Origin of the sequence: Klebsiella sp. TF21-TM, assembly GCF_019753495.1 — a bacterium.
GTDB lineage: Bacteria > Pseudomonadota > Gammaproteobacteria > Enterobacterales > Enterobacteriaceae > Klebsiella > Klebsiella quasipneumoniae.
The window spans coordinates 144,888-162,918 of sequence record NZ_JAIJYL010000008.1; the positions used below are offsets into that span (position 1 = coordinate 144,888).

An 18,031-nucleotide genomic window follows, 5' to 3' on the forward strand; every position below is an offset into this window, starting at 1 on the left:
AGGCACACATCGCTAAGATCGCGCTACGCCTTGTGATTCGAGTAACTTACGTGAAACAAAACGCTATACAACCCGCCAACCTGGAATTCAATGCTGAGGGTACACCTGTTTCCCGAGATTTTGACGATGTTTACTTTTCCAATGACAACGGTCTGGAAGAGACACGCTACGTCTTTCTCGGCGGAAATCGCCTGCCGGAGCGCTTCTCCAGCCACCCTCGCCCGCTGTTGATCGTCGCGGAGAGCGGCTTCGGCACCGGGCTCAATTTCCTCACCCTCTGGCAGGCGTTTGACGTTTTTGTTCGCGATAACCCGGACGTTACCCTGCAAAGGTTACATTTCATCAGTTTTGAGAAATATCCGCTGAAGGCGGAAGATCTCCGCCTGGCGCACCAGCGCTGGCCAGAGCTGGCCCCATGGGCGGAACAGCTGCAGGCGCAATGGCCTTCGGCCTTCGCCGGATGCCATCGTCTGCTGCTCGACGGCGGACGGGTCACGCTCGATCTGTGGTTTGGCGATATCAACGAGCTGACCAGAGAACTGGATGATTCGCTGAATCAGCAGGTGGACGCCTGGTTTCTCGACGGCTTTGCCCCGGCGAAAAATCCCGACATGTGGACCCAGGATCTGTTCAATGCCATGGCGCGCCTGGCGCGTCCCGGCGGGACGCTGGCCACTTTTACCTCCGCCGGTTTTGTCCGCCGCGGCCTGCAGGAAGCCGGGTTCACCCTGCGTAAAACCAAAGGCTTCGGCCGCAAACGGGAGATGCTGACCGGCGAGATGGCGCAAACGCTGACCTTTCCGGCGCGCGCGCCCTGGTTCGCCCGCCCCGGGAGCGAGGCCCGCGAGGCGGCCATCGTCGGCGGCGGTATCGCCAGCGCCCTGCTCTCCCTGGCGCTGCTGCGTCGCGGCTGGCAGGTGACCCTTTACTGTGCGGACGACGCCCCGGCGCAGGGCGCCTCCGGTAATCGCCAGGGCGCGCTCTACCCGCTGTTAAGCCAGCACGATCCGGCGCTGGCGCGCTTTTTCCCGGCCGCCTTTACCTTCGCCCGCCGCACCTACGACGCGCTGCCGGTGCTGTTCGATCATCAATGGTGCGGGGTCACCCAGCTTGGCTGGGATGAAAAAAGCGCACACAAAATCAATCAGATGCTGGATCTGGAGCTGCCCCCTGATATCGCCTGCGCGGTGACGGCGGAGCAGGCCGAGGAGCTGACCGGCGTCGAGACCGGCTGCGGCGGCATAACCTATCCAGCCGGCGGTTGGCTGTGCCCGCAGCAGCTCACCGCCGAGCTGCTGGCGCTGGCGGCGACTCGCGGACTGCACGTGCATTATGGTTATCAGGTCGAGACGTTGAGCGCGGAGGGCGATGGCTGGCTGCTCAACCAGCAGCGCTATCATCAGGCGGTCGTGCTGGCCAACGGCCACCGCATATCGGATTTTGCGCAAACCGCGCCGTTGCCGGTCTACCCCGTTGGCGGCCAGGTCAGCCATATACCCACCACCCCGCGGCTTTCCGACCTGCGCCAGGTGCTGTGCTACGACGGCTACCTGACGCCGCAGAATCCGCAAAATCAGCAGCACTGCATTGGCGCCAGCTACCATCGCGGCAAAACCGACACCACCTTCAGCGAAGAAGATCAGCAGCACAACCGGCAACGGCTGATCGACTGCTTCCCGGGCGCGGAGTGGCCGCAGGACGTGGATATTAGCGCCAGTGACGCCCGCTGCGGCGTGCGCTGCGCCACCCGCGATCATCTGCCGATGGTCGGCAACGTGCCGGACTATGCGGCGACATTGACGCAATACGCCAGCCTCCACGAACGGCAGGATAACGCCGGTAGCGCGCCGGTCTTTCATAACCTGTTTATGCTTGGCGCCCTCGGATCGCGAGGCATTTGCACCGCGCCGTTAAGCGCTGAGCTGCTGGCGGCGCAGATGAGCGCTGAACCGCTGCCGCTGGATAGCGGCACCCTGGCGGCGCTGAATCCGAATCGGCTATGGGTGAGAAAACTGCTGAAGGGAAAAGCGGTGAAGTAACAGCGCAAGGGGAGAAAAATCCCTGGGAAGCGCGACATTCCCGGCCTCGTCCGGGCGACCAACACGGTAGCCCGGCGAAGCACAGCGCAAACAGGGTAAATCCTGGTTGCGCCGTTAGCGTGACGGATGGCGCTACGCTTATCCGACCTACATTATGGATTAGGCCTGATTTTTCGCCTGCTGATACAGGTTTTCCCACATGCCCTGCACCAGAATTTGGTCCGGCGGCGACAGTTCGCCAGCGCCGATGGCTTTCTCCAGGCTATGGCTGACTTTGCTGTGTACCGCTTCCGCTGAATGTTCGCCCTCACCTTCCAGCTCAGCCACCGCCAGCGTCAGGTGGCCGCGCAGATAACCGCCGGCAAACAGTTCATCATCACTGGCGTGGTCTACCATGTTGTCAATCAGCGCCAGAATGCGTGATTCAAACTCCGCGATCATCATCTTACCTCTTGTCATGTAATGTGTGGCCTTAGTGCAGGTCTTCCGGCCACGGAAAGTGTTCTGCCGTCAATGGCGGCGTTTGATAATAGTGTTGTAATGCGCGAATAAGACGCGCCGGACGTTCGGGGATCCCTTGCTCAAGCAGAGTCATCACCCGGGCATGTACCCGGCGCTGAAAGGCGATGCGATCGGGTTCAACGTCACCTTCCAGATTGTCGCAGCTGACGTTAAACGGAAATCCCGCCGCCACGCAGAACAGCCACTCCAGGGCCTGCGGTTTCACCTCCACGTCCTCAAACTGGCTTTGGGTCATCGCATCGCGGCCGTCCGGACAGTACCAGTAGCCAAAATCCACCAGCTCGCGGCGGGCTTTGCCGGCGATGCACCAGTGGGAGATCTCGTGCAGAGCGCTGGCAAAAAAACCGTGCGCGAAGACGATACGGTGATATGGCGTGTCATCGTCCGCCGGGAGGTAGATCGGCTCATCGTCGCCTTTCACCAGGCGAGTATTAAAATCTGCGGCAAAGCAGCTGTCGAAGAGGTCAATAAGCTGCTGATAATGGTGTTGCTGTTGCATTAATGAATTCCCAACCACTGCAAAATCTCAGCCCCGTGGCTGTCGTAGAGAAGTTTCGCGCTCATCACCGCCGAAACGATAACGATCATCGGTCGGATCAGCGATTGCCCTTTGCTCAGCACCAGCCGGGAGCCGGCGCGGGCGCCAATAAACTGGCCGGCCATCATCACAAAGCCGGTGGCCCAGATAACCTTTCCGCCGATAATAAACAGCAGCAGGCCGCCGACGTTCGAGGTGGCGTTGAGCAGTTTGGCGTGGGCCGTCGACTTCGCCAGGTTAAACCCGGCCAGGGTGACAAACGCCAGCGCATAAAACGAACCGGCGCCGGGGCCGAAAAAGCCATCGTAAAACCCGACGCTGCCGCCGGCGACCAGTGCAAACGGCAGGCCGTAGAGCCGACGCTGTCGGTCCGCTTCGCCCAGTTTCGGCATCAGCAGAAAATAGAGACCGATGCCGATCACCAGCAATGGCAGGATCTGCTTAAGAATATCGGACTGCACGTGCTGAACCAGCAGCGCGCCGGCGGTTGAACCGATAAAGGTCATCAGAATATTCAGCTTCTGATCGGCGAGATTGACCACCTTGCGGCGGACAAAATAGAGGGTCGCCGACAGCGATCCGCCGCAGGCCTGCAGCTTATTGGTCGCCAGCGCCTGGGCCGGCGGCATACCGGCGGCCATTAGCGCCGGCACGGTCAGTAAGCCCCCGCCCCCGGCCAGTGAGTCAATAAAACCGGCCAGGATGGCGACAAAGAAAAGCACCACCAGCACCAGCGGCGATACGGAAAACAACTCAATAAAACTATCCATTACAGCACATGCTCATCCAGTAGCGCCTGGCAGGAAGGCGGCAACGGCGGCGGCGTCTTCTTCACAGGTGGGGTAGACCCGGGTTTAGGTGGCTCGAACCAGCTCTGCAGCTCCGCACCGCAGCCATCGCCGGCCGGCGGCGGCGCCTGATCTTCGCACTCCAGGCTGCCCGCCGGGCAGCGCAGACGGACGTGCATATGGGCGCGATGCTGGAACCAGGGACGAACTTTGCGCAGCCACTGGCGGTCGTTGCCCGCATCCAGACACAGCTGCTGTTTAATCGCCGGGTTGACGAAGATGCGGGTCACTTCGCTATCTTCCGCCGCCAGCTTGATCAGCTGGCTGATTTGCGGACTCCACAGCGACGGCACCACGCGTTTGCCATCGCTGGCGACCAGATCCAGGGCCTGCGGCTTCAGCAACTGGGACGAAGTCCAGCGCGTCTGCGGCAGCTGGAGGAAGATATCGACATCGAGGCCCGTCTGATGGCTGGCGTGGCCGCCGTTAAAGCGGCCGCCTGCCGGCATCCCCATGTCGCCAATCAGCACGGTCCCCATGCCTTTATTGTGCACCTGATTGCTCAGGCGCTGAATAAACTGAACCAGATCCGGATGACCGAAGTAGCGACGCTGATCGGTTCGCATCACCTGATAGCCGGCGGCGTTCAGCGGCAGCGCCTCGGCGCCAACGATACAGCCATTGGAGAACGCGCCAATCGACTGCGCGCTGCCGCCAATTGGCTGGGATATCTTCTGCCATGGCGTGGCGGCCAGGCTGCCGGCGCTGGCCAGCAGCGCCAGCAGGGCGATAACGGTGTTTTTCATGGTTACCAGCGTGGAATTGTCGTCGTCACGTCGCCATTCTGCGCGCGCTGACGCATAAAGTGATCCATTAAGACAATCGCCAGCATCGCCTCAGCGATCGGTACGGCGCGTATGCCGACGCACGGATCGTGACGCCCTTTGGTGATCATCTCCACCTCTTCGCCAAAGCGGTTAATGGTATGACCGGGAACGGTAATACTGGAGGTCGGCTTCAGCGCGATGTTGGCAACGATCTGCTGACCGCTGCTGATGCCGCCAAGAATGCCGCCGGCGTGGTTGCTCTGGAATCCGGTTTTGGTGATCTCATCGCGGTTTTCGCTGCCGCGCAGCTTCACCACGTCGAAACCGTCGCCAATCTCCACGCCTTTCACGGCGTTGATGCTCATCAGCGCGTGGGCGATATCGGCGTCAAGGCGGTCAAAGACCGGCTCGCCAAGGCCCGGCGGTACGCCGTCGGCGACGACGGTCACTTTGGCGCCAATGGAGTCGCCCTCTTTTTTCAGACCGCGCATCAGTTCATCGAGAGCGTCGATTTTCTCCGGGTCCGGGCAGAAGAAAGGATTCTGTTCAACCTGATCCCAGTCTTTAATAGCCAGCGGAATGTCGCCCATCTGCGTCAGGCAGCCGCGAATGACGATGCCGAACTTCGCGGCGAGGAATTTTTTGGCAATCGCCCCGGCCGCCACGCGCATCGCGGTTTCGCGGGCGGAGGAGCGACCGCCGCCGCGATAGTCGCGCAGACCATACTTTTGTTCGTAGGTGTAATCCGCATGGCCAGGACGGAACAGATCTTTGATCGCGCCGTAATCCTGCGAGCGCTGATCGGTGTTCTCAATCAGCAGCCCGATACTGGTCCCGGTGGTGACGCCTTCGAAGACGCCGGAGAGGATTTTGACCTGATCCGGCTCGCGACGCTGCGTGGTGTAACGCGAGGTACCCGGGCGACGACGATCGAGGTCGTGCTGCAGATCGGCTTCGGTCAGCGGAATGCCCGGCGGCACGCCGTCAACGATGCAGCCCAGCGCCAGGCCGTGCGACTCGCCGAAGGTGGTGACGCGAAAGAGTTGTCCAATTGTATTTCCTGCCATCACGGCTCCATTCTTTGTCGTTATGTTGGCGTGTTGTTTTTTTTAGTCTTTATAAATACCGAAGTGCGCGCGAGCGTCAATCAGCTGCTGTTTGGTCAGCATAAAGACGCCGTCGCCGCCGTTATCAAACTCAAGCCAGGTAAACGGCACGTCCGGATACTGCTCCATCAGATGTACCATGCTGTTACCGACTTCACAAATCAGAATCCCGTCGTCGCTGAGATAATCCGGCGCATTGCCGAGGATGCGGCGCGTCAGCTTCAGGCCATCGCTTCCTGAGGCCAGACCCAGAACCGGCTCATGCTCATACTCTTCCGGCAGATCGGCCATGTCCTCTTCATCGACATACGGCGGATTAGTGACGATCAGATCGTACTGTAGCTTCGGCAGGTCGCGGAACAGGTCAGAACGGATCGGCGTCACGTGATGGATCAGGCCATGGGATTCCACATTGTGCTCGGCGACGGCCAGCGCGTCCGGGGAGATATCCACGGCGTCGACTTCGGCTTCCGGGAAGGCATAGGCGCAGGCAATGGCGATGCAGCCGCTGCCGGTGCACATATCAAGGATATGCTGCGGCTTATGGGTAATCAGCCCGGCAAACTGGTTATTGATCAGTTCGCCGATCGGGGAGCGCGGCACCAGCACTCGCTCATCGACGTAAAACTCATGGCCGCAGAACCACGCTTTGTTGGTCAGATAGGCGACGGGAATACGCTCGTTCACGCGGCGAATCACCCGCTCTACAATGCGGTGTTTCTCGCTGGAGGTCAGGCGCGCAGTGCGCATATCTTCCGGAATATCCAGCGGCAGATACAGCGAAGGCAGCACCAGCTGTACCGCCTCGTCCCATGGGTTGTCAGTCCCGTGACCGTACCAGATATTAGCAGCGCTGAAACGGCTTACCGCCCAGCGCAGCATGTCCTGAATGGTATGCAGCTCATTGACTGCCTCATCAACAAAAATTTTATCCACGACATCCTCCAGGGCACACTCTGCTATAAATTCGGCGGCTAGTGTGCCATGAAGACGGCGATAAATCAGCATTCTTGCGTGGGGTGGCGGGGGAAAAAACAGGTTTTCCTTGCCCGAAGGGATATTGAGTCGGGTAAACTAGCGCAAAGTATTAATGAGAGCGGACAATGAAAAAGAAGACATCGCTTAGCGAGGAGGATCAGGCGCTGTTCCGTCAGCTGATGACCGGCACGCGGAAGATCAAACAGGACACCATCGTTCACCGCCCGCAGCGCAAGAAAATCACCGAGGTTGCCCCTAAGCGTCTGCTGCAGGAGCAGGCCGACAACAGCCACTATTTTTCCGATGAGTTTCAGCCGTTACTGAATACCGAAGGCTCGACAAAATATGTCCGCGCCGACGTCAGCCATTTTGAGCTGAAAAAGCTGCGTCGTGGGGATTATTCGCCGGAACTGTTTCTCGATCTGCATGGGCTCACCCAGCAGCAGGCCAAACAGGAACTGGGCGCGCTGATTGCTGCCTGCCGCCGCGAGCATGTGTTTTGCGCCTGCGTGATGCACGGGCACGGGAAGCACATTCTCAAACAGCAAACCCCGCTGTGGCTGGCGCAGCATCCGCACATCATGGCTTTTCATCAGGCGCCAAAAGAGTACGGCGGTGACGCCGCACTGCTGATTCTGATTGAGGTCGAGGAGTGGCAACCGCCGGAGCTGCCTTGACGGCGAGCTCCGGGGTCGTCAGATGGCGTTGGCCATCTTGAGATTGCAGGGGCTTTTCTGCCAGAGGTATTCACCCTTGCCGTCGGCGTCCAGATTAACGCAGGCGATAGCCGAGGTGGTGAACATCGGGGGCGTTTCCCCCGGGCACAGCTCTGAGACCAGGTACCCCACCAGCGGCAGGTGGGAGACGACCAGCGCCGTCGCCACGCCTTCATTTGCCAGCGCCTGCAGATAGGCGCTCACCATTCCCACATCGCCGCACGGCGTGAGTTCCGGCATCACGTCGACATGTTTCGGCAGGTTCATGCACTCCCCAACAATATCCAGCGTCTGTTCCGCACGCAGATAGGGACTGACAAGAACGCGCTCAATATCCACTTTTTGACCTTTCAGCCAGGTTGCCATCTGACGAGACTCATCACAACCGCATACGGTTAATGGACGAACCGAGTCGCTGGCTGCATCGAGGGCAGCGTCGCCGTGACGCATAATAAAAACTTGCATATTGCACCGCTTTTGTTAACCAGAAGCACCGTAGTTTGGCCTGCGAAGACAATACGCAGGTGACCCGGTGGCCGGGCATTGTGCCTGATCCATTCAACGAATGAAACGCTGTTTTTTACCTCAATGGCGTAAGTATAGTCAATGATTGTTTACAAAACAGCCAATCAACAGCGTCATCCGCAGCCGGATTTACCTTCTTTGACCATAACTTAGGTCATCCGTTCATCCGCTGGCCAAAAGGTGGTCCCCTGTTCGGCCATGCGTAATAAAGTGTCACAGGGTGTAAAACGTGGGCCGTACTGGGCGGCCAGGCGCTGCAGGATCGCGGCAACTTCACCCGCGCCGATAGTATCCATATACCGGAACGGGCCGCCAAGAAATGGCGGAAACCCTATACCAAATACGGCGCCGATATCACCATCGCGCGCGCTACGGATAATCTGCTCATCAAAGCAGCGCGCCGCCTCGTTAAGCATCATCATCACACAGCGCTCCGCCACCTGCTGCGCAGACAACCGCGACTGGGGGCGGTCGATGCCCAGCAGCGGATAGACTGCCGGGTCGGGCCGTTTTTTGCTTTTACGCCCTTTTGTCTCATAAAGATAGAAACCACGATTATTTTTTCTACCTTTGCGATCGTCCTTCAAAATCGCGTCAATGATGTTTGCAGGCGGGCTGAAACGCTCTCCAAAGGCATTCTCCAGCACGGGAATAATTTTGGTGCCGGTATCAATACCTACTTCATCCAGCAGTTGAACCGGTCCCACCGGGAAGCCGAATTTCACCAGCGCCTTATCAATCACCTCAACCGGTTCTCCCTCCACCAGCAGACGCATCGCTTCATTTATATACGGCGCGAGGATGCGGTTTACATAGAAGCCCGCTTTGTCCGCCACCACGATCGGCGTTTTCCCCTGACGTTTAGCCAGTTGCACCACCGTGGCGATGGTCTGCGGATCGGTTCCTTTATGCGGGATCACCTCAACCAGCGGCATTTTCTCCACCGGACTGAAAAAGTGCAGGCCGATCACCCGCTCAGGGTGGCTGGCATGGGCGGCTATATCGCCTATCGGTAACGACGAGGTATTCGAGGCAAAGATAGTCTGCGGCCCGCCGTTTTGCTCCACTTCACTGACCATCCGCTGTTTCAGCGCCAGGTCCTCGAATACCGCCTCAATCACCACGTCGCGATGGGTAAAGCCCTGATAGTCGGTAGTGCCTGTGATCAGCGCCAGTTGACGATCGCGCTCGCTGGGGCGCAGTCGACGCTGGCGAACCTGTTTGTTCAGCAGATCCCAGCTGTACTTTAAGGCGTGGTTGATCCCGCCCGGCTGAATATCTTTGATTCGCACCGGCAGTCCGCCTTTACAGGCAGTCACATAGGCGATCCCCCCGCCCATCAGGCCGCCGCCCAGGACGGCAACGCTTCTCAGCGGAGCGGGTTCCGCCTCGGCGCCACGGTCTTTTTTCAGATCGGTACTGGCAAAGAAGATCGATCGCAGCGCCTGCGACTGCGGGGTCATCGCCAGTTCGCCAAACGCGCGGGCCTCTTCGGCGTAACCGCTGCTGCAGCCATGGGCCAGACCATTCTCGACGACCTGCAAAATTCGCTTCACCGCCGGGTAGTTGCCCTGGGTCTTGCGCTGCGTTTGCTTGCCGACGTACTGGAATAACAGATGGCGACCCAGGGGGCCCGCCAGCACGCGTTCGCGAACAGGCACCTCGCGGCTGGCCGGGCGCCCCTTCAACGCCAGCTCCACCGCCGCCTGCAGTAAAATTGTCTGCGGCACCACCTCGTCCACCAGACCGGCCTTCAGCGCCTGGCGCGGCCGTAACTGCCTGCCGGTGAGCATCATATCCAGCGCCGTGCTGACGCCGATCAGCCGCGGTAAACGCTGCGTCCCGCCGGAACCCGGCAGCAGGCCAAGCTGTACCTCCGGCAACCCGAGTCGGGTTTTTTCGTCATCGCTACAGATGCGGCCATGGCAGGCCAGCGCCAGCTCCAGTCCGCCGCCCAGACAAGCGCCATGGATGGCGGCAATGACCGGAATCGACAAGCCATGGATCTCGGCCATAATCTGCTGCCCCTGGCGCGCCAGCGCTTCCGCCTCCTGCGCGCTGCGGCAGCGGGCAATCATGTTGATATCTGCGCCGGCGATAAAGTTATCGGCTTTGGCGGAGATAAATACCACGCCGCGCACCGACTTATCGTCGCGTATCTGGCGTATCAGTCCCCGCACCTGATTGCCGAACTCGGCCTTCAGGGTATTCATTTTTTCACCCGGGGCATCGATGGTAATCACCGCGATGTTGTCCGCACGGACCTCAAGCTTAAAAGCGGAAACCGTATCCATTATTCAGCCTCCACAATCATCGCCGCGCCCAGACCGCCTGCCGCGCAGGCCGTCACCAGACCAAATCCCCCTCCCCGTCGCCGCAGCTCATGCAGCGTCTGGGTGATCATCCGCGCGCCGGTGGCGGCAAAGGGATGACCGTAGGCGATAGAGCCGCCGAGGACGTTAAATTTACTCTCATCCACCTCACCGGTGGCTTGCGCACGCCCCAGCACCTCGCGGGCAAAGCGGTCGCTTGCCAGACACTGAAGATTGGCCAGCGTCTGCGCGGCGAAAGCTTCATGCATATCGATAAGCGTGAGATCCGCCAGCGTCAGGCCAGCGCGCTCCAGCGCCAGCGGCGTGGACCATGCGGGCCCCAGCAGCATATCCTGCCAGACGTCGATGGCGGTAAAGGCATAGCTGCGCAGATAACCCAGCGGCGTCAGACCCAGCTCTTTGGCCCGCGACTCGGTCATCAGGATCACCGCCGCCGCGCCATCCGTCAGCGGCGTGCTGTTGGCGGCGGTAACGGTGCCATGTTTACGGTCGAAGGCCGGGCGTAACTTTTGGTAATCTGCGAGGGTTGAATTTTTACGGATGTTGTTGTCCTGCTCCAGCGGCTGGCGGAAGGGGGGCGCATAGGCGGTCATCACCTCCGCGGACAGCTTTCCCTCTTCCCAGGCTTTAGCCGCCAGCTGATGTGAACGATGCGCCAGCGCATCCTGTTGTTCCCGGCTGATCCCCCAGCTTTTCGCCATCTGTTCGGCGGTATCGCCCATCCGTAAGCCGGTTGAATATTCCGCCACCGCCGGGGGGACCGGTAGCAGGTCGCGCGGCCGCAGGCGGGAAAACAGCTTCAGTTTCTGGCTCAGCGTGCGGGCTTTGTTCGCATCGACCAGCGCGCGGGCCAGCGTTTTGCTGACGCCGACAGGCAGCACAGAGGAGGAATCGGCACCGCCGGCGATACCGGCGCGGATGGTGCCGGCCATCAGGCTTTCAGCGACATTCGCCACGGCCTGGAAGCTGGTGGCGCAGGCGCGACTGACGCTGTAGGCGTCGGTGTGCACGCTCATTCCGGTACCGAGCACAATTTCCCGGGCGATATTCGGCGCCTCCGGCATCTGCACGACCTGACCGAAGACCAGTTGCTCAATGGCTTCCACAGGAATGTCGCTGCGCGCCAGCATTTCGCCAACCACCATTTTTCCTAAATCAACGGCAGGAACGCCATGAAATGCCGTCGCCTGACGCGCAAACGGCGTGCGTAACCCTGTGATAATGGCAATGCGATCGCCCTGACGGGTGATAAGCGGTAATGCCTGACTCATAACTCTCCCCTGTTAACCAAGACAACCAAGTGGTCTGACCTGATAGCATTGTTAACTAATTTTTTACATTAAGCCAATCGGGGAAGCGAAAAATTGCGAGCCAAAACACATTGAACAGAAAAGATAACGCCCCGTTCACGGGGCGCTAAGCGGAGGGATTAACGCAGACCCAACTGGAATATGAGGGATTCGGCTTCACAGCTAAATACAAAATCGATATCCAGCTTTACGCCGCCGTCAACGTCGGCGAAGACGGGATTAATTTTGCACGGTTCAGATTCCACACTGCGGGCTTTTTCGCTCAGCGCGGCGAGCATTTGCTCTGCTTCCGCGCGGTTGGCGAATACGCGGCTGTATGAGGCGGTGCAGTCGGTGTTGTCGACAATGGTCCCAACATCCATACAGCAGCAAACCGGGGTTTCATCAGCGCTACATTTACTCATCGTAGATTTCCTCTGGATATGCACCTGCGGTGCCAGACAATTAATGTGCCTATTTTACGCCCGCCCTCCGGTTTGCCTCCAGCCGAGAATCGCTATCACGGCGTTAAGTGACAGAAATCACACTTAAAAATGATCTAAAACAAAAATCACCTTTTCTCCGTCGCCTTCCCCCCGACAATTTTGCCAGCTGGATCGCGTTTCTGTTATCACAATTGAAAAACTTCATAAACAAACTTGCAACAACTCATCTGGTCAGACCTATACTCAGCGCACTGGTCTGATTTCTCTGTTGTACCGCAGACCCTACACTTCCGCGCTTCTGTTACGGCATGTAACATAGTTTAAAAAAAAATAACTCAATGAGGTTATGGGCATGAGCCAGAAAACCCGCTTTACCCAATCTGCCCTTGCAGTGGCTGTCGCACTTGTTTCCACCCAGGCCTGGTCAGCAGGCTTCCAGCTCAACGAATTCTCTTCATCAGGGCTGGGTCGGGCCTATTCCGGTGAAGGGGCTATCGCAGACGATGCAGGCAATGCCAGTCGTAACCCGGCATTAATTATGATGTTTGACCGTCCGACTATGTCGGCGGGCGCCGTTTTTGTCGACCCGGGCGTCAATGTCTCCGGGACTTCCCCCACCGGCAAAAGCCTGAATGCGGACAATATCGCCCCGACGGCGTGGGTACCCAACTTCCACTTTGTCGCGCCGATTAACGATCAGTTCGGTTGGGGGGCGTCCATCACCTCCAACTACGGCCTGGCAACAGAGTATAACGATGATTATGCGGCCGGCAGCATGGGCGGTAAAACCGACCTGACTACGGCTAACTTCAACCTGAGCGGCGCCTATCGCCTCGACAGCAACTGGAGCTTTGGCTTAGGTTTCGATGCGGTCTACGCTAAGGCGAAGATCGAGCGCTATGCAGGCGATCTGGGCCAGATTGTCGCTGGCTCTGGCGCGCTGCCGCCGGCGCTGGCAGGCCAGGTGGCGAAGATCCCAGCCGACACGCAGATCGCCCATCTTAACGGCAATGCGTGGGGCTTTGGCTGGAACGCCGGTATCCTCTATGAGCTGGATAAGAACAACCGCTACGGTTTAACCTACCGTTCCGAGGTCAAGATCGATTTCGACGGTAACTATCGCAGCAGTCTGCCAGCGGCCTATAACCAGATCCTTGGCAACTTCGGTCTGCCGGCGGGTACTAACGGCCAGACCACCGGCGGTTCACTGACCCTTAACCTGCCGGAAATGTGGGAACTGTCGGGCTATAACCGCGTGGCGCCGCAGTGGGCGGTCCACTACAGTCTGACCTACACCAGCTGGAGCCAGTTCCAGGAGCTGAAAGCCACCGGCAGCAACGGCCAGACGCTGTTCTATAAAGAGGAAGGCTTTAAGGACGCCTACCGCGTAGCGCTGGGGACGACCTATTATTACGACGATAACTGGACCTTCCGCACCGGTATCGCCTTCGACGACAGCCCGGTACCGGCCAACAATCGCTCCATTTCCATTCCGGACCAGGATCGCCTGTGGCTGAGCGCGGGTACCACCTACGCGTTCAACAAGGATGCGTCGGTTGACGTCGGGATTTCCTATATGCACGGGCAGCATGTGGAAATCAAGGAAGGCCCGTATACCTTCCGCTCCGAAGGGACCGCCTGGCTGTACGGCGCCAACTTCAACTACCGCTTCTGATAAGCAGCGCGCAACAAAAAAGGGTGAACATTATGTTCACCCTTTTTTTATTCGCAGATTACTGTGAATCGATATCTTTCAGTTCATCCTGAATGGCCTGGGCGTTCGGATTGTCCGCCGGGGTCAGCTTACCGCCGTTGGCGATAAAGTCATGACGCTGGAAGTAAGCCTCACGCACCAGAATGTAAGGATCGGAAGACTGACGCAGCAGGCCGTCGGAATCCAGCAGCTGAGCGCGTGTCTCAATCCCTTCTACCGCCCATTTGCCGATCGACATCGGCCAGGTCAGCCAGGAGAGCACCGGATAGAGGCCATCGGCCATATCGCCACCTTCGTCACGCAGGGTAAAGCTGCCGTAGAATGGCAGTTGCACATACGGGCCATAGCCGACGCCATAGTGGCCGAGCGTACTGCCGAAACGATGCGGTTCAACGCGCTGCAGCTGCGGATTAGCCATCCCGGCGACATCGATCAGCCCCCCCATCCCGAGGATGGTGTTCAGGAAGAAGCGGGTAAAGTGGACCATACCTTTATACGGGTCGCCCTGCAGGAAGGAGTTCACCATCACCGCCGGCTCTTCCAGGTTGCTGGTGAAGTTGCTTAAGCCATTGCGCGCCGGCTGCGGAACATAGTCACGCCATGCCACCGCGACGGGACGAAGCACGTAAGGATCAACCACGTTAAAGTTGAAGTCAAACATCGTGCGGTTAAACCCTTCTAACGGGTCTGAGCGCCCCTGCGGCCGATCGCCAGAGCTGGAACTGGCACATCCCACCAGCAATGTGGCGCCAAGCGCAAGCGCCGACAGGCGATAATTCATAGATGTCTCCCTGGTTTTTATGGCTATCGCGAGTTGCCATCCATGACGGAAAGACAACGTTTCCGCCCGTACAGATGTGAGCGATTGTAACAGCACGTTGAACGATGTCTATATCACCCAAGTTGTTGATTTGATCATAGCCTGGGAATAACGAGATCGCGGGGCTCCTATTCTAGCGGAGCGACAAAAATCTGACGTTACCATTTTTGCGATTTCAGAGTATGCCCAGCCAGACGCCAGGTAAAGCCGCTACGCTATTACTATACAGAGTGATAGCGAGGGCCACGAAATGGATGAACTTGATGATAACAAATTAAAGCCAGCGGACGACGAACGTGAGGTCGAAAGTGAAGAAAAGCAGCGCGGGGAGGAGATAGAAGTGGATGAAGACCGTCTTCCCTCGCGGGCGATGGCGATCCATGAACATATTCGTCAGGAAGGGGAAAAAGAGATGGAGCGCGATGCGCTGGCCCTGCTGTGGTCTGCGATTGCGGCCGGTATGTCGATGGGCGCCTCGTTGCTGGCGAAAGGGATTTTTCACGTCAAGCTGGAAGGGATCCCGGGAGGGTTTTTACTCGAGAACCTCGGATATACCTTCGGCTTTATTATCGTGATTATGGCCCGCCAGCAGCTGTTCACGGAAAATACGGTCACCGCCGTACTGCCGGTGATGCACAATCCCACCCCCGGAAACGTCGGTTTACTCATGCGGCTATGGTCTGTGGTGCTGGCGGGCAATCTCATCGGCACCGCGGTGGCCGCATGGGCCTTCAATTATATGCCTGTTTTTGATGAGCCGACCCGCCAGGCCTTCGTCAGCATCGCCGAAGATGTGATGAAAAACAGCCCGACGGAGATGTTCGCCAATGCGATTATTTCCGGCTGGCTGGTCGCCACCATGGTCTGGATGTTTCCCCTCGCCGGCGCAGCCAAGATCGTGGTGATCATTCTGATGACCTGGCTTATCGCCCTGGCGGATACCACCCATATCGTGGTGGGCTCGGTGGAGATCCTCTATCTGGTATTTAACGGAAGCCTGCCCTGGAGCGACTTCATCTGGCCTTTCGCCCTGCCGACGCTGGCGGGTAATATCTGCGGCGGGACATTCATCTTCGCACTGCTGAGCCATGCGCAAATCCGTAACGACATGAGCAACAAGCGAAAAGCGGAAGCCCGCGCGCAGGCTGCTGCAAAAGCCAAAAATGCCGACCGGGCATAAAAAAAGCGCTTAGAATGGCGAGGGTTTAAGCAGTCAGACAGTATAGCTCTTACTCAGGCGGGCGAAAAACGCTATACTCGTGCCGCCTTGTCCCCTTAGTTAAATGGATATAACGAGCCCCTCCTAAGGGCTAGTTGCAGGTTCGATTCCTGCAGGGGACACTTTTCTCTAGTCTCCCATAGTCTCACTTGGTTCACGAATCATCAGTAAAATCGCCGCCCTCGCTACCACAACAGTCTCCTGTAGTTTTTCTTAGTGCATTGACAGCCACACCTTTTGGCGGGTAAAAAACGAGTAAAACAACTTTACCCACCGGAATTTTACCCATGCTCACCGTTAAGCAGATAGAGGCCGCCAAGCCTAAAGACAAACCATACCGCATGCTCGACAGCAATGGCCTGTACCTGTACGTTCCGGTGTCTGGCAAAAAGGTGTGGCAGCTGCGATACAAGCTCGACGGCAAAGAGAGAGTGCTGACCGTGGGCAAATACCCACTCATGTCATTGCAGGAAGCCAGAGATAAAGCGTGGACCGCAAGGAAGGATGTTTCTGTCGGGGTCGATCCGGTTAAAGCCAAAAAGTTGTCTGTGAAGGACAATTCATTTTCAGCTATTTATCATGAATGGTACGACCACAAGCGGCAGGTTTGGTCAGAAGGATATGCTGATGAGCTTTCTCGCATGTTCCGTGACGATATTCTGCCAATGATCGGATATCTGGAAATACAGGACATTGAGCCGATGCAGATACTGGAGGTGATCCGGAGGTTTGAAGAACGTGGGGCAATGGAGAGGGCAAATAAAGCCAGAAGAAGATGTGGCGAGGTATTCAGGTATGCAATCGTTACAGGCAGGGCCAAATATAATCCGGCTCCTGACCTTGCTGATGCCATGAAGGGATATAGAAAGAAAAACTACCCTTTCCTTCCTGCAGATCAGATACCGGCATTCAATAACGCGCTATCTGGCTTTTCCGGAAGTATTATTTCGAAAATTGCCACACAGGTTTTGCAATATACTGCGCTGCGTACAAAAGAACTCCGTTCTATGCAATGGGAAAACGTCGACTTTGAAAACAGGATAATAACCATCGACGAAGAGGTAATGAAAGGGCGCCGTGTTCATGTAGTTCCGATGTCAGATCAGGTAATAAATCTTCTGAATACTCTCAAACCGATCACAAGCCCTGTTTCCTCTTTTGTGTTCGCCGGGCGGAATGATAAGAAAAAGCCCATCAGCGAGAATGCCGTATTATTAGTTATCCGACAGATTGGCTATGAGGGGCTGGCGAGCGGGCACGGATTCCGCCATCAGTTCAGCACAATAATGAATGAGCATGGCTGGCCAGCGGATGCGATTGAAAAACAACTCGCGCACACCGCCAGCGGGTCAATCCGTGGAATTTACAACCATGCTCAGTATCTGGATAAACGCAGGGAAATGATGCAGTGGTGGGCTGATTACATCGATGGTCGCGCAGGCGAGTAATCAATCATGCACAACCTGCCTGTAGCGTGAGCCATCAGTTACCGATGGCTATCCAGTTGAAGTTATCGACGTTCGCTGTAGTGGTCCCTCCGGCTATCCAGCCATAAACATCCACTCCCGTTTTGGTCAGGTTTGAGAAAGACACAAAACGAGCTGCTGCATCAGAGTTTTTTACAGGCACAAAAACCAAAGCAGAGTTTGGGAATGGCGTAGGGAAGACAACGCTACCTGAAGGTGAATTAATAACTCCAGAGCCAAACTGAATAATCAGCCCGCCATCAACATCTGGAATCCTTATATAATCAGAGGCGCCGAATATTCTCTTTGCAAACCCTAAGTTTGATAACGCCTGGTCGACGGCTTCGCTACCAGCGTCTTTTATTTCTGAGAGGTTATTAGCAATTTGCAAGCAGGATGTGAAAGTTCCTGCGGTCATCAAGTTCGCAACAATATCGTTTGTTGACCATACTCGCGGAGTGGTCCCCTCCTGCCCACGAATTACCGTCATCACATCACCAGAAACAGACGTGACGTGCATGATTTCGGAAATGGTTTTTGTGGCTGCATCGGTTATCGTTAATTTGAAATAACTCTGGCCAGATACCGGAACGGGGAATAAAGCCCCCGCTCCCGTACCGACGGTAATAACTGTAGCGGACGCGCTAATACCAGCAGCGAGAACACTTTTTGCGTTATTATTGGCTAATAGAGTCAGCGCCATAT

General features: G+C 57.3%; 17 protein-coding genes and 1 tRNA gene. 6 read left to right on the plus strand and 12 right to left on the minus strand.

Going from position 1 to position 18,031, the window contains the following annotated elements:
- The first annotated feature begins 50 nt into the window (after positions 1-50).
- Entirely contained in the window at positions 51-2,039 is a 1,989-nt protein-coding gene (mnmC, locus tag K5R89_RS10175; RefSeq protein WP_217259343.1) for a bifunctional tRNA (5-methylaminomethyl-2-thiouridine)(34)-methyltransferase MnmD/FAD-dependent 5-carboxymethylaminomethyl-2-thiouridine(34) oxidoreductase MnmC, read from the plus strand.
- A gap of 159 nt (positions 2,040-2,198) precedes the next feature.
- Here the strand turns inward: mnmC and K5R89_RS10180 are convergent, their stop codons facing one another.
- Genes K5R89_RS10180 through prmB form a run of 6 tightly spaced genes read right to left on the minus strand, consistent with a single transcriptional unit; the run spans position 2,199 to position 6,756 of the window.
- Positions 2,199-2,480, minus strand: coding sequence for a YfcL family protein (locus K5R89_RS10180; protein ID WP_023290534.1), 282 nt, complete (start codon positions 2,478-2,480; stop codon positions 2,199-2,201).
- A 31-nt stretch (positions 2,481-2,511) separates the two neighbouring features.
- Positions 2,512-3,060, minus strand: coding sequence for an elongation factor P hydroxylase (locus K5R89_RS10185; RefSeq protein ID WP_032453614.1), 549 nt, complete (start codon positions 3,058-3,060; stop codon positions 2,512-2,514).
- Positions 3,060-3,869 (minus strand): sulfite exporter TauE/SafE family protein, encoded by an 810-nt coding sequence (locus tag K5R89_RS10190; protein WP_004201787.1) that lies wholly within the window; start codon positions 3,867-3,869, stop codon positions 3,060-3,062. The genes K5R89_RS10185 and K5R89_RS10190 overlap by 1 nt, the downstream gene beginning before the upstream one ends.
- Positions 3,869-4,693 (minus strand): penicillin-insensitive murein endopeptidase, encoded by an 825-nt coding sequence (mepA, locus tag K5R89_RS10195; RefSeq protein WP_023290536.1) that lies wholly within the window; start codon positions 4,691-4,693, stop codon positions 3,869-3,871. Before mepA ends, K5R89_RS10190 begins: the two co-directional genes overlap by 1 nt.
- A gap of 2 nt (positions 4,694-4,695) precedes the next feature.
- A complete protein-coding gene (gene aroC, locus K5R89_RS10200; RefSeq protein ID WP_023290537.1) occupies positions 4,696-5,781 on the minus strand; it encodes a chorismate synthase in 1,086 nt (361 codons plus the stop codon).
- A 42-nt stretch (positions 5,782-5,823) separates the two neighbouring features.
- Complete coding sequence (gene prmB / locus K5R89_RS10205; RefSeq protein WP_023290538.1) at positions 5,824-6,756, minus strand: 50S ribosomal protein L3 N(5)-glutamine methyltransferase; 933 nt, start codon at positions 6,754-6,756, stop codon at positions 5,824-5,826.
- Between the two features lie 167 nt (positions 6,757-6,923).
- Here prmB and smrB point away from each other — a divergent pair, with 167 nt between their 5' ends.
- A complete protein-coding gene (smrB, locus tag K5R89_RS10210) occupies positions 6,924-7,475 on the plus strand; it encodes an endonuclease SmrB (RefSeq protein ID WP_004201792.1) in 552 nt (183 codons plus the stop codon).
- 18 nt (positions 7,476-7,493) lie between these two features.
- Here the strand turns inward: smrB and sixA are convergent, their stop codons facing one another.
- From sixA to K5R89_RS10230, 4 genes are all read right to left on the minus strand, one after another.
- Complete coding sequence (sixA, locus tag K5R89_RS10215) at positions 7,494-7,979, minus strand: phosphohistidine phosphatase SixA (protein ID WP_004201794.1); 486 nt, start codon at positions 7,977-7,979, stop codon at positions 7,494-7,496.
- Positions 7,980-8,188: 209 nt separating this feature from the next.
- Positions 8,189-10,333 carry a fatty acid oxidation complex subunit alpha FadJ gene (fadJ, locus tag K5R89_RS10220; protein WP_060590092.1) on the minus strand — a complete coding sequence of 715 codons (2,145 nt, stop codon included), beginning with the start codon at positions 10,331-10,333 and terminating at the stop codon, positions 8,189-8,191.
- A complete protein-coding gene (gene fadI / locus K5R89_RS10225) occupies positions 10,333-11,643 on the minus strand; it encodes an acetyl-CoA C-acyltransferase FadI (RefSeq protein ID WP_087827436.1) in 1,311 nt (436 codons plus the stop codon). Before fadI ends, fadJ begins: the two co-directional genes overlap by 1 nt.
- A gap of 158 nt (positions 11,644-11,801) precedes the next feature.
- A complete protein-coding gene (locus K5R89_RS10230) occupies positions 11,802-12,086 on the minus strand; it encodes a YfcZ/YiiS family protein (protein WP_023290542.1) in 285 nt (94 codons plus the stop codon).
- Positions 12,087-12,459: 373 nt separating this feature from the next.
- On the opposite strand from K5R89_RS10230, the gene fadL reads away from it, so the two are divergent.
- Positions 12,460-13,782: a long-chain fatty acid transporter FadL gene (gene fadL, locus K5R89_RS10235; RefSeq protein ID WP_023290543.1), complete on the plus strand. Its 1,323-nt coding sequence runs from the start codon at positions 12,460-12,462 to the stop codon at positions 13,780-13,782.
- Between the two features lie 58 nt (positions 13,783-13,840).
- On the opposite strand, the gene mlaA is transcribed toward fadL, so the two are convergent.
- A complete protein-coding gene (gene mlaA / locus K5R89_RS10240) occupies positions 13,841-14,602 on the minus strand; it encodes a phospholipid-binding lipoprotein MlaA (protein WP_032453618.1) in 762 nt (253 codons plus the stop codon).
- A gap of 289 nt (positions 14,603-14,891) precedes the next feature.
- On the opposite strand from mlaA, the gene K5R89_RS10245 reads away from it, so the two are divergent.
- From K5R89_RS10245 to K5R89_RS10255, 3 genes are all read left to right on the plus strand, one after another.
- Positions 14,892-15,821: a formate/nitrite transporter family protein gene (locus K5R89_RS10245; RefSeq protein ID WP_217259344.1), complete on the plus strand. Its 930-nt coding sequence runs from the start codon at positions 14,892-14,894 to the stop codon at positions 15,819-15,821.
- 89 nt (positions 15,822-15,910) lie between these two features.
- Positions 15,911-15,982: transfer RNA gene (locus K5R89_RS10250), tRNA-Arg, on the plus strand.
- 165 nt (positions 15,983-16,147) lie between these two features.
- Positions 16,148-17,308 carry a tyrosine-type recombinase/integrase gene (locus tag K5R89_RS10255; RefSeq protein ID WP_217259345.1) on the plus strand — a complete coding sequence of 387 codons (1,161 nt, stop codon included), beginning with the start codon at positions 16,148-16,150 and terminating at the stop codon, positions 17,306-17,308.
- Between the two features lie 34 nt (positions 17,309-17,342).
- Here K5R89_RS10255 and K5R89_RS27400 read toward each other — a convergent pair whose 3' ends face one another.
- Complete coding sequence (locus K5R89_RS27400) at positions 17,343-18,029, minus strand: hypothetical protein (RefSeq protein ID WP_254242813.1); 687 nt, start codon at positions 18,027-18,029, stop codon at positions 17,343-17,345.
- Positions 18,030-18,031 lie beyond the last annotated feature (2 nt).

Coding starts and splice junctions, on each gene's coding strand:
- K5R89_RS10180 (WP_023290534.1), bottom strand. CDS start 2,480: ATGATCGCGGAGTTTGAATCACGCATTCTGGCGCTGATTGACAACATG.
- K5R89_RS10185 (WP_032453614.1), bottom strand. CDS start 3,060: ATGCAACAGCAACACCATTATCAGCAGCTTATTGACCTCTTCGACAGC.
- K5R89_RS10190 (WP_004201787.1), bottom strand. CDS start 3,869: ATGGATAGTTTTATTGAGTTGTTTTCCGTATCGCCGCTGGTGCTGGTG.
- mepA (WP_023290536.1), bottom strand. CDS start 4,693: ATGAAAAACACCGTTATCGCCCTGCTGGCGCTGCTGGCCAGCGCCGGC.
- aroC (WP_023290537.1), bottom strand. CDS start 5,781: ATGGCAGGAAATACAATTGGACAACTCTTTCGCGTCACCACCTTCGGC.
- smrB (WP_004201792.1), top strand. CDS start 6,924: ATGAAAAAGAAGACATCGCTTAGCGAGGAGGATCAGGCGCTGTTCCGT.
- sixA (WP_004201794.1), bottom strand. CDS start 7,979: ATGCAAGTTTTTATTATGCGTCACGGCGACGCTGCCCTCGATGCAGCC.
- fadJ (WP_060590092.1), bottom strand. CDS start 10,333: ATGGATACGGTTTCCGCTTTTAAGCTTGAGGTCCGTGCGGACAACATC.
- fadI (WP_087827436.1), bottom strand. CDS start 11,643: ATGAGTCAGGCATTACCGCTTATCACCCGTCAGGGCGATCGCATTGCC.
- K5R89_RS10230 (WP_023290542.1), bottom strand. CDS start 12,086: ATGAGTAAATGTAGCGCTGATGAAACCCCGGTTTGCTGCTGTATGGAT.
- fadL (WP_023290543.1), top strand. CDS start 12,460: ATGAGCCAGAAAACCCGCTTTACCCAATCTGCCCTTGCAGTGGCTGTC.
- mlaA (WP_032453618.1), bottom strand. CDS start 14,602: ATGAATTATCGCCTGTCGGCGCTTGCGCTTGGCGCCACATTGCTGGTG.
- K5R89_RS10245 (WP_217259344.1), top strand. CDS start 14,892: ATGGATGAACTTGATGATAACAAATTAAAGCCAGCGGACGACGAACGT.
- K5R89_RS10255 (WP_217259345.1), top strand. CDS start 16,148: ATGCTCACCGTTAAGCAGATAGAGGCCGCCAAGCCTAAAGACAAACCA.
- K5R89_RS27400 (WP_254242813.1), bottom strand. CDS start 18,029: ATGGCGCTGACTCTATTAGCCAATAATAACGCAAAAAGTGTTCTCGCT.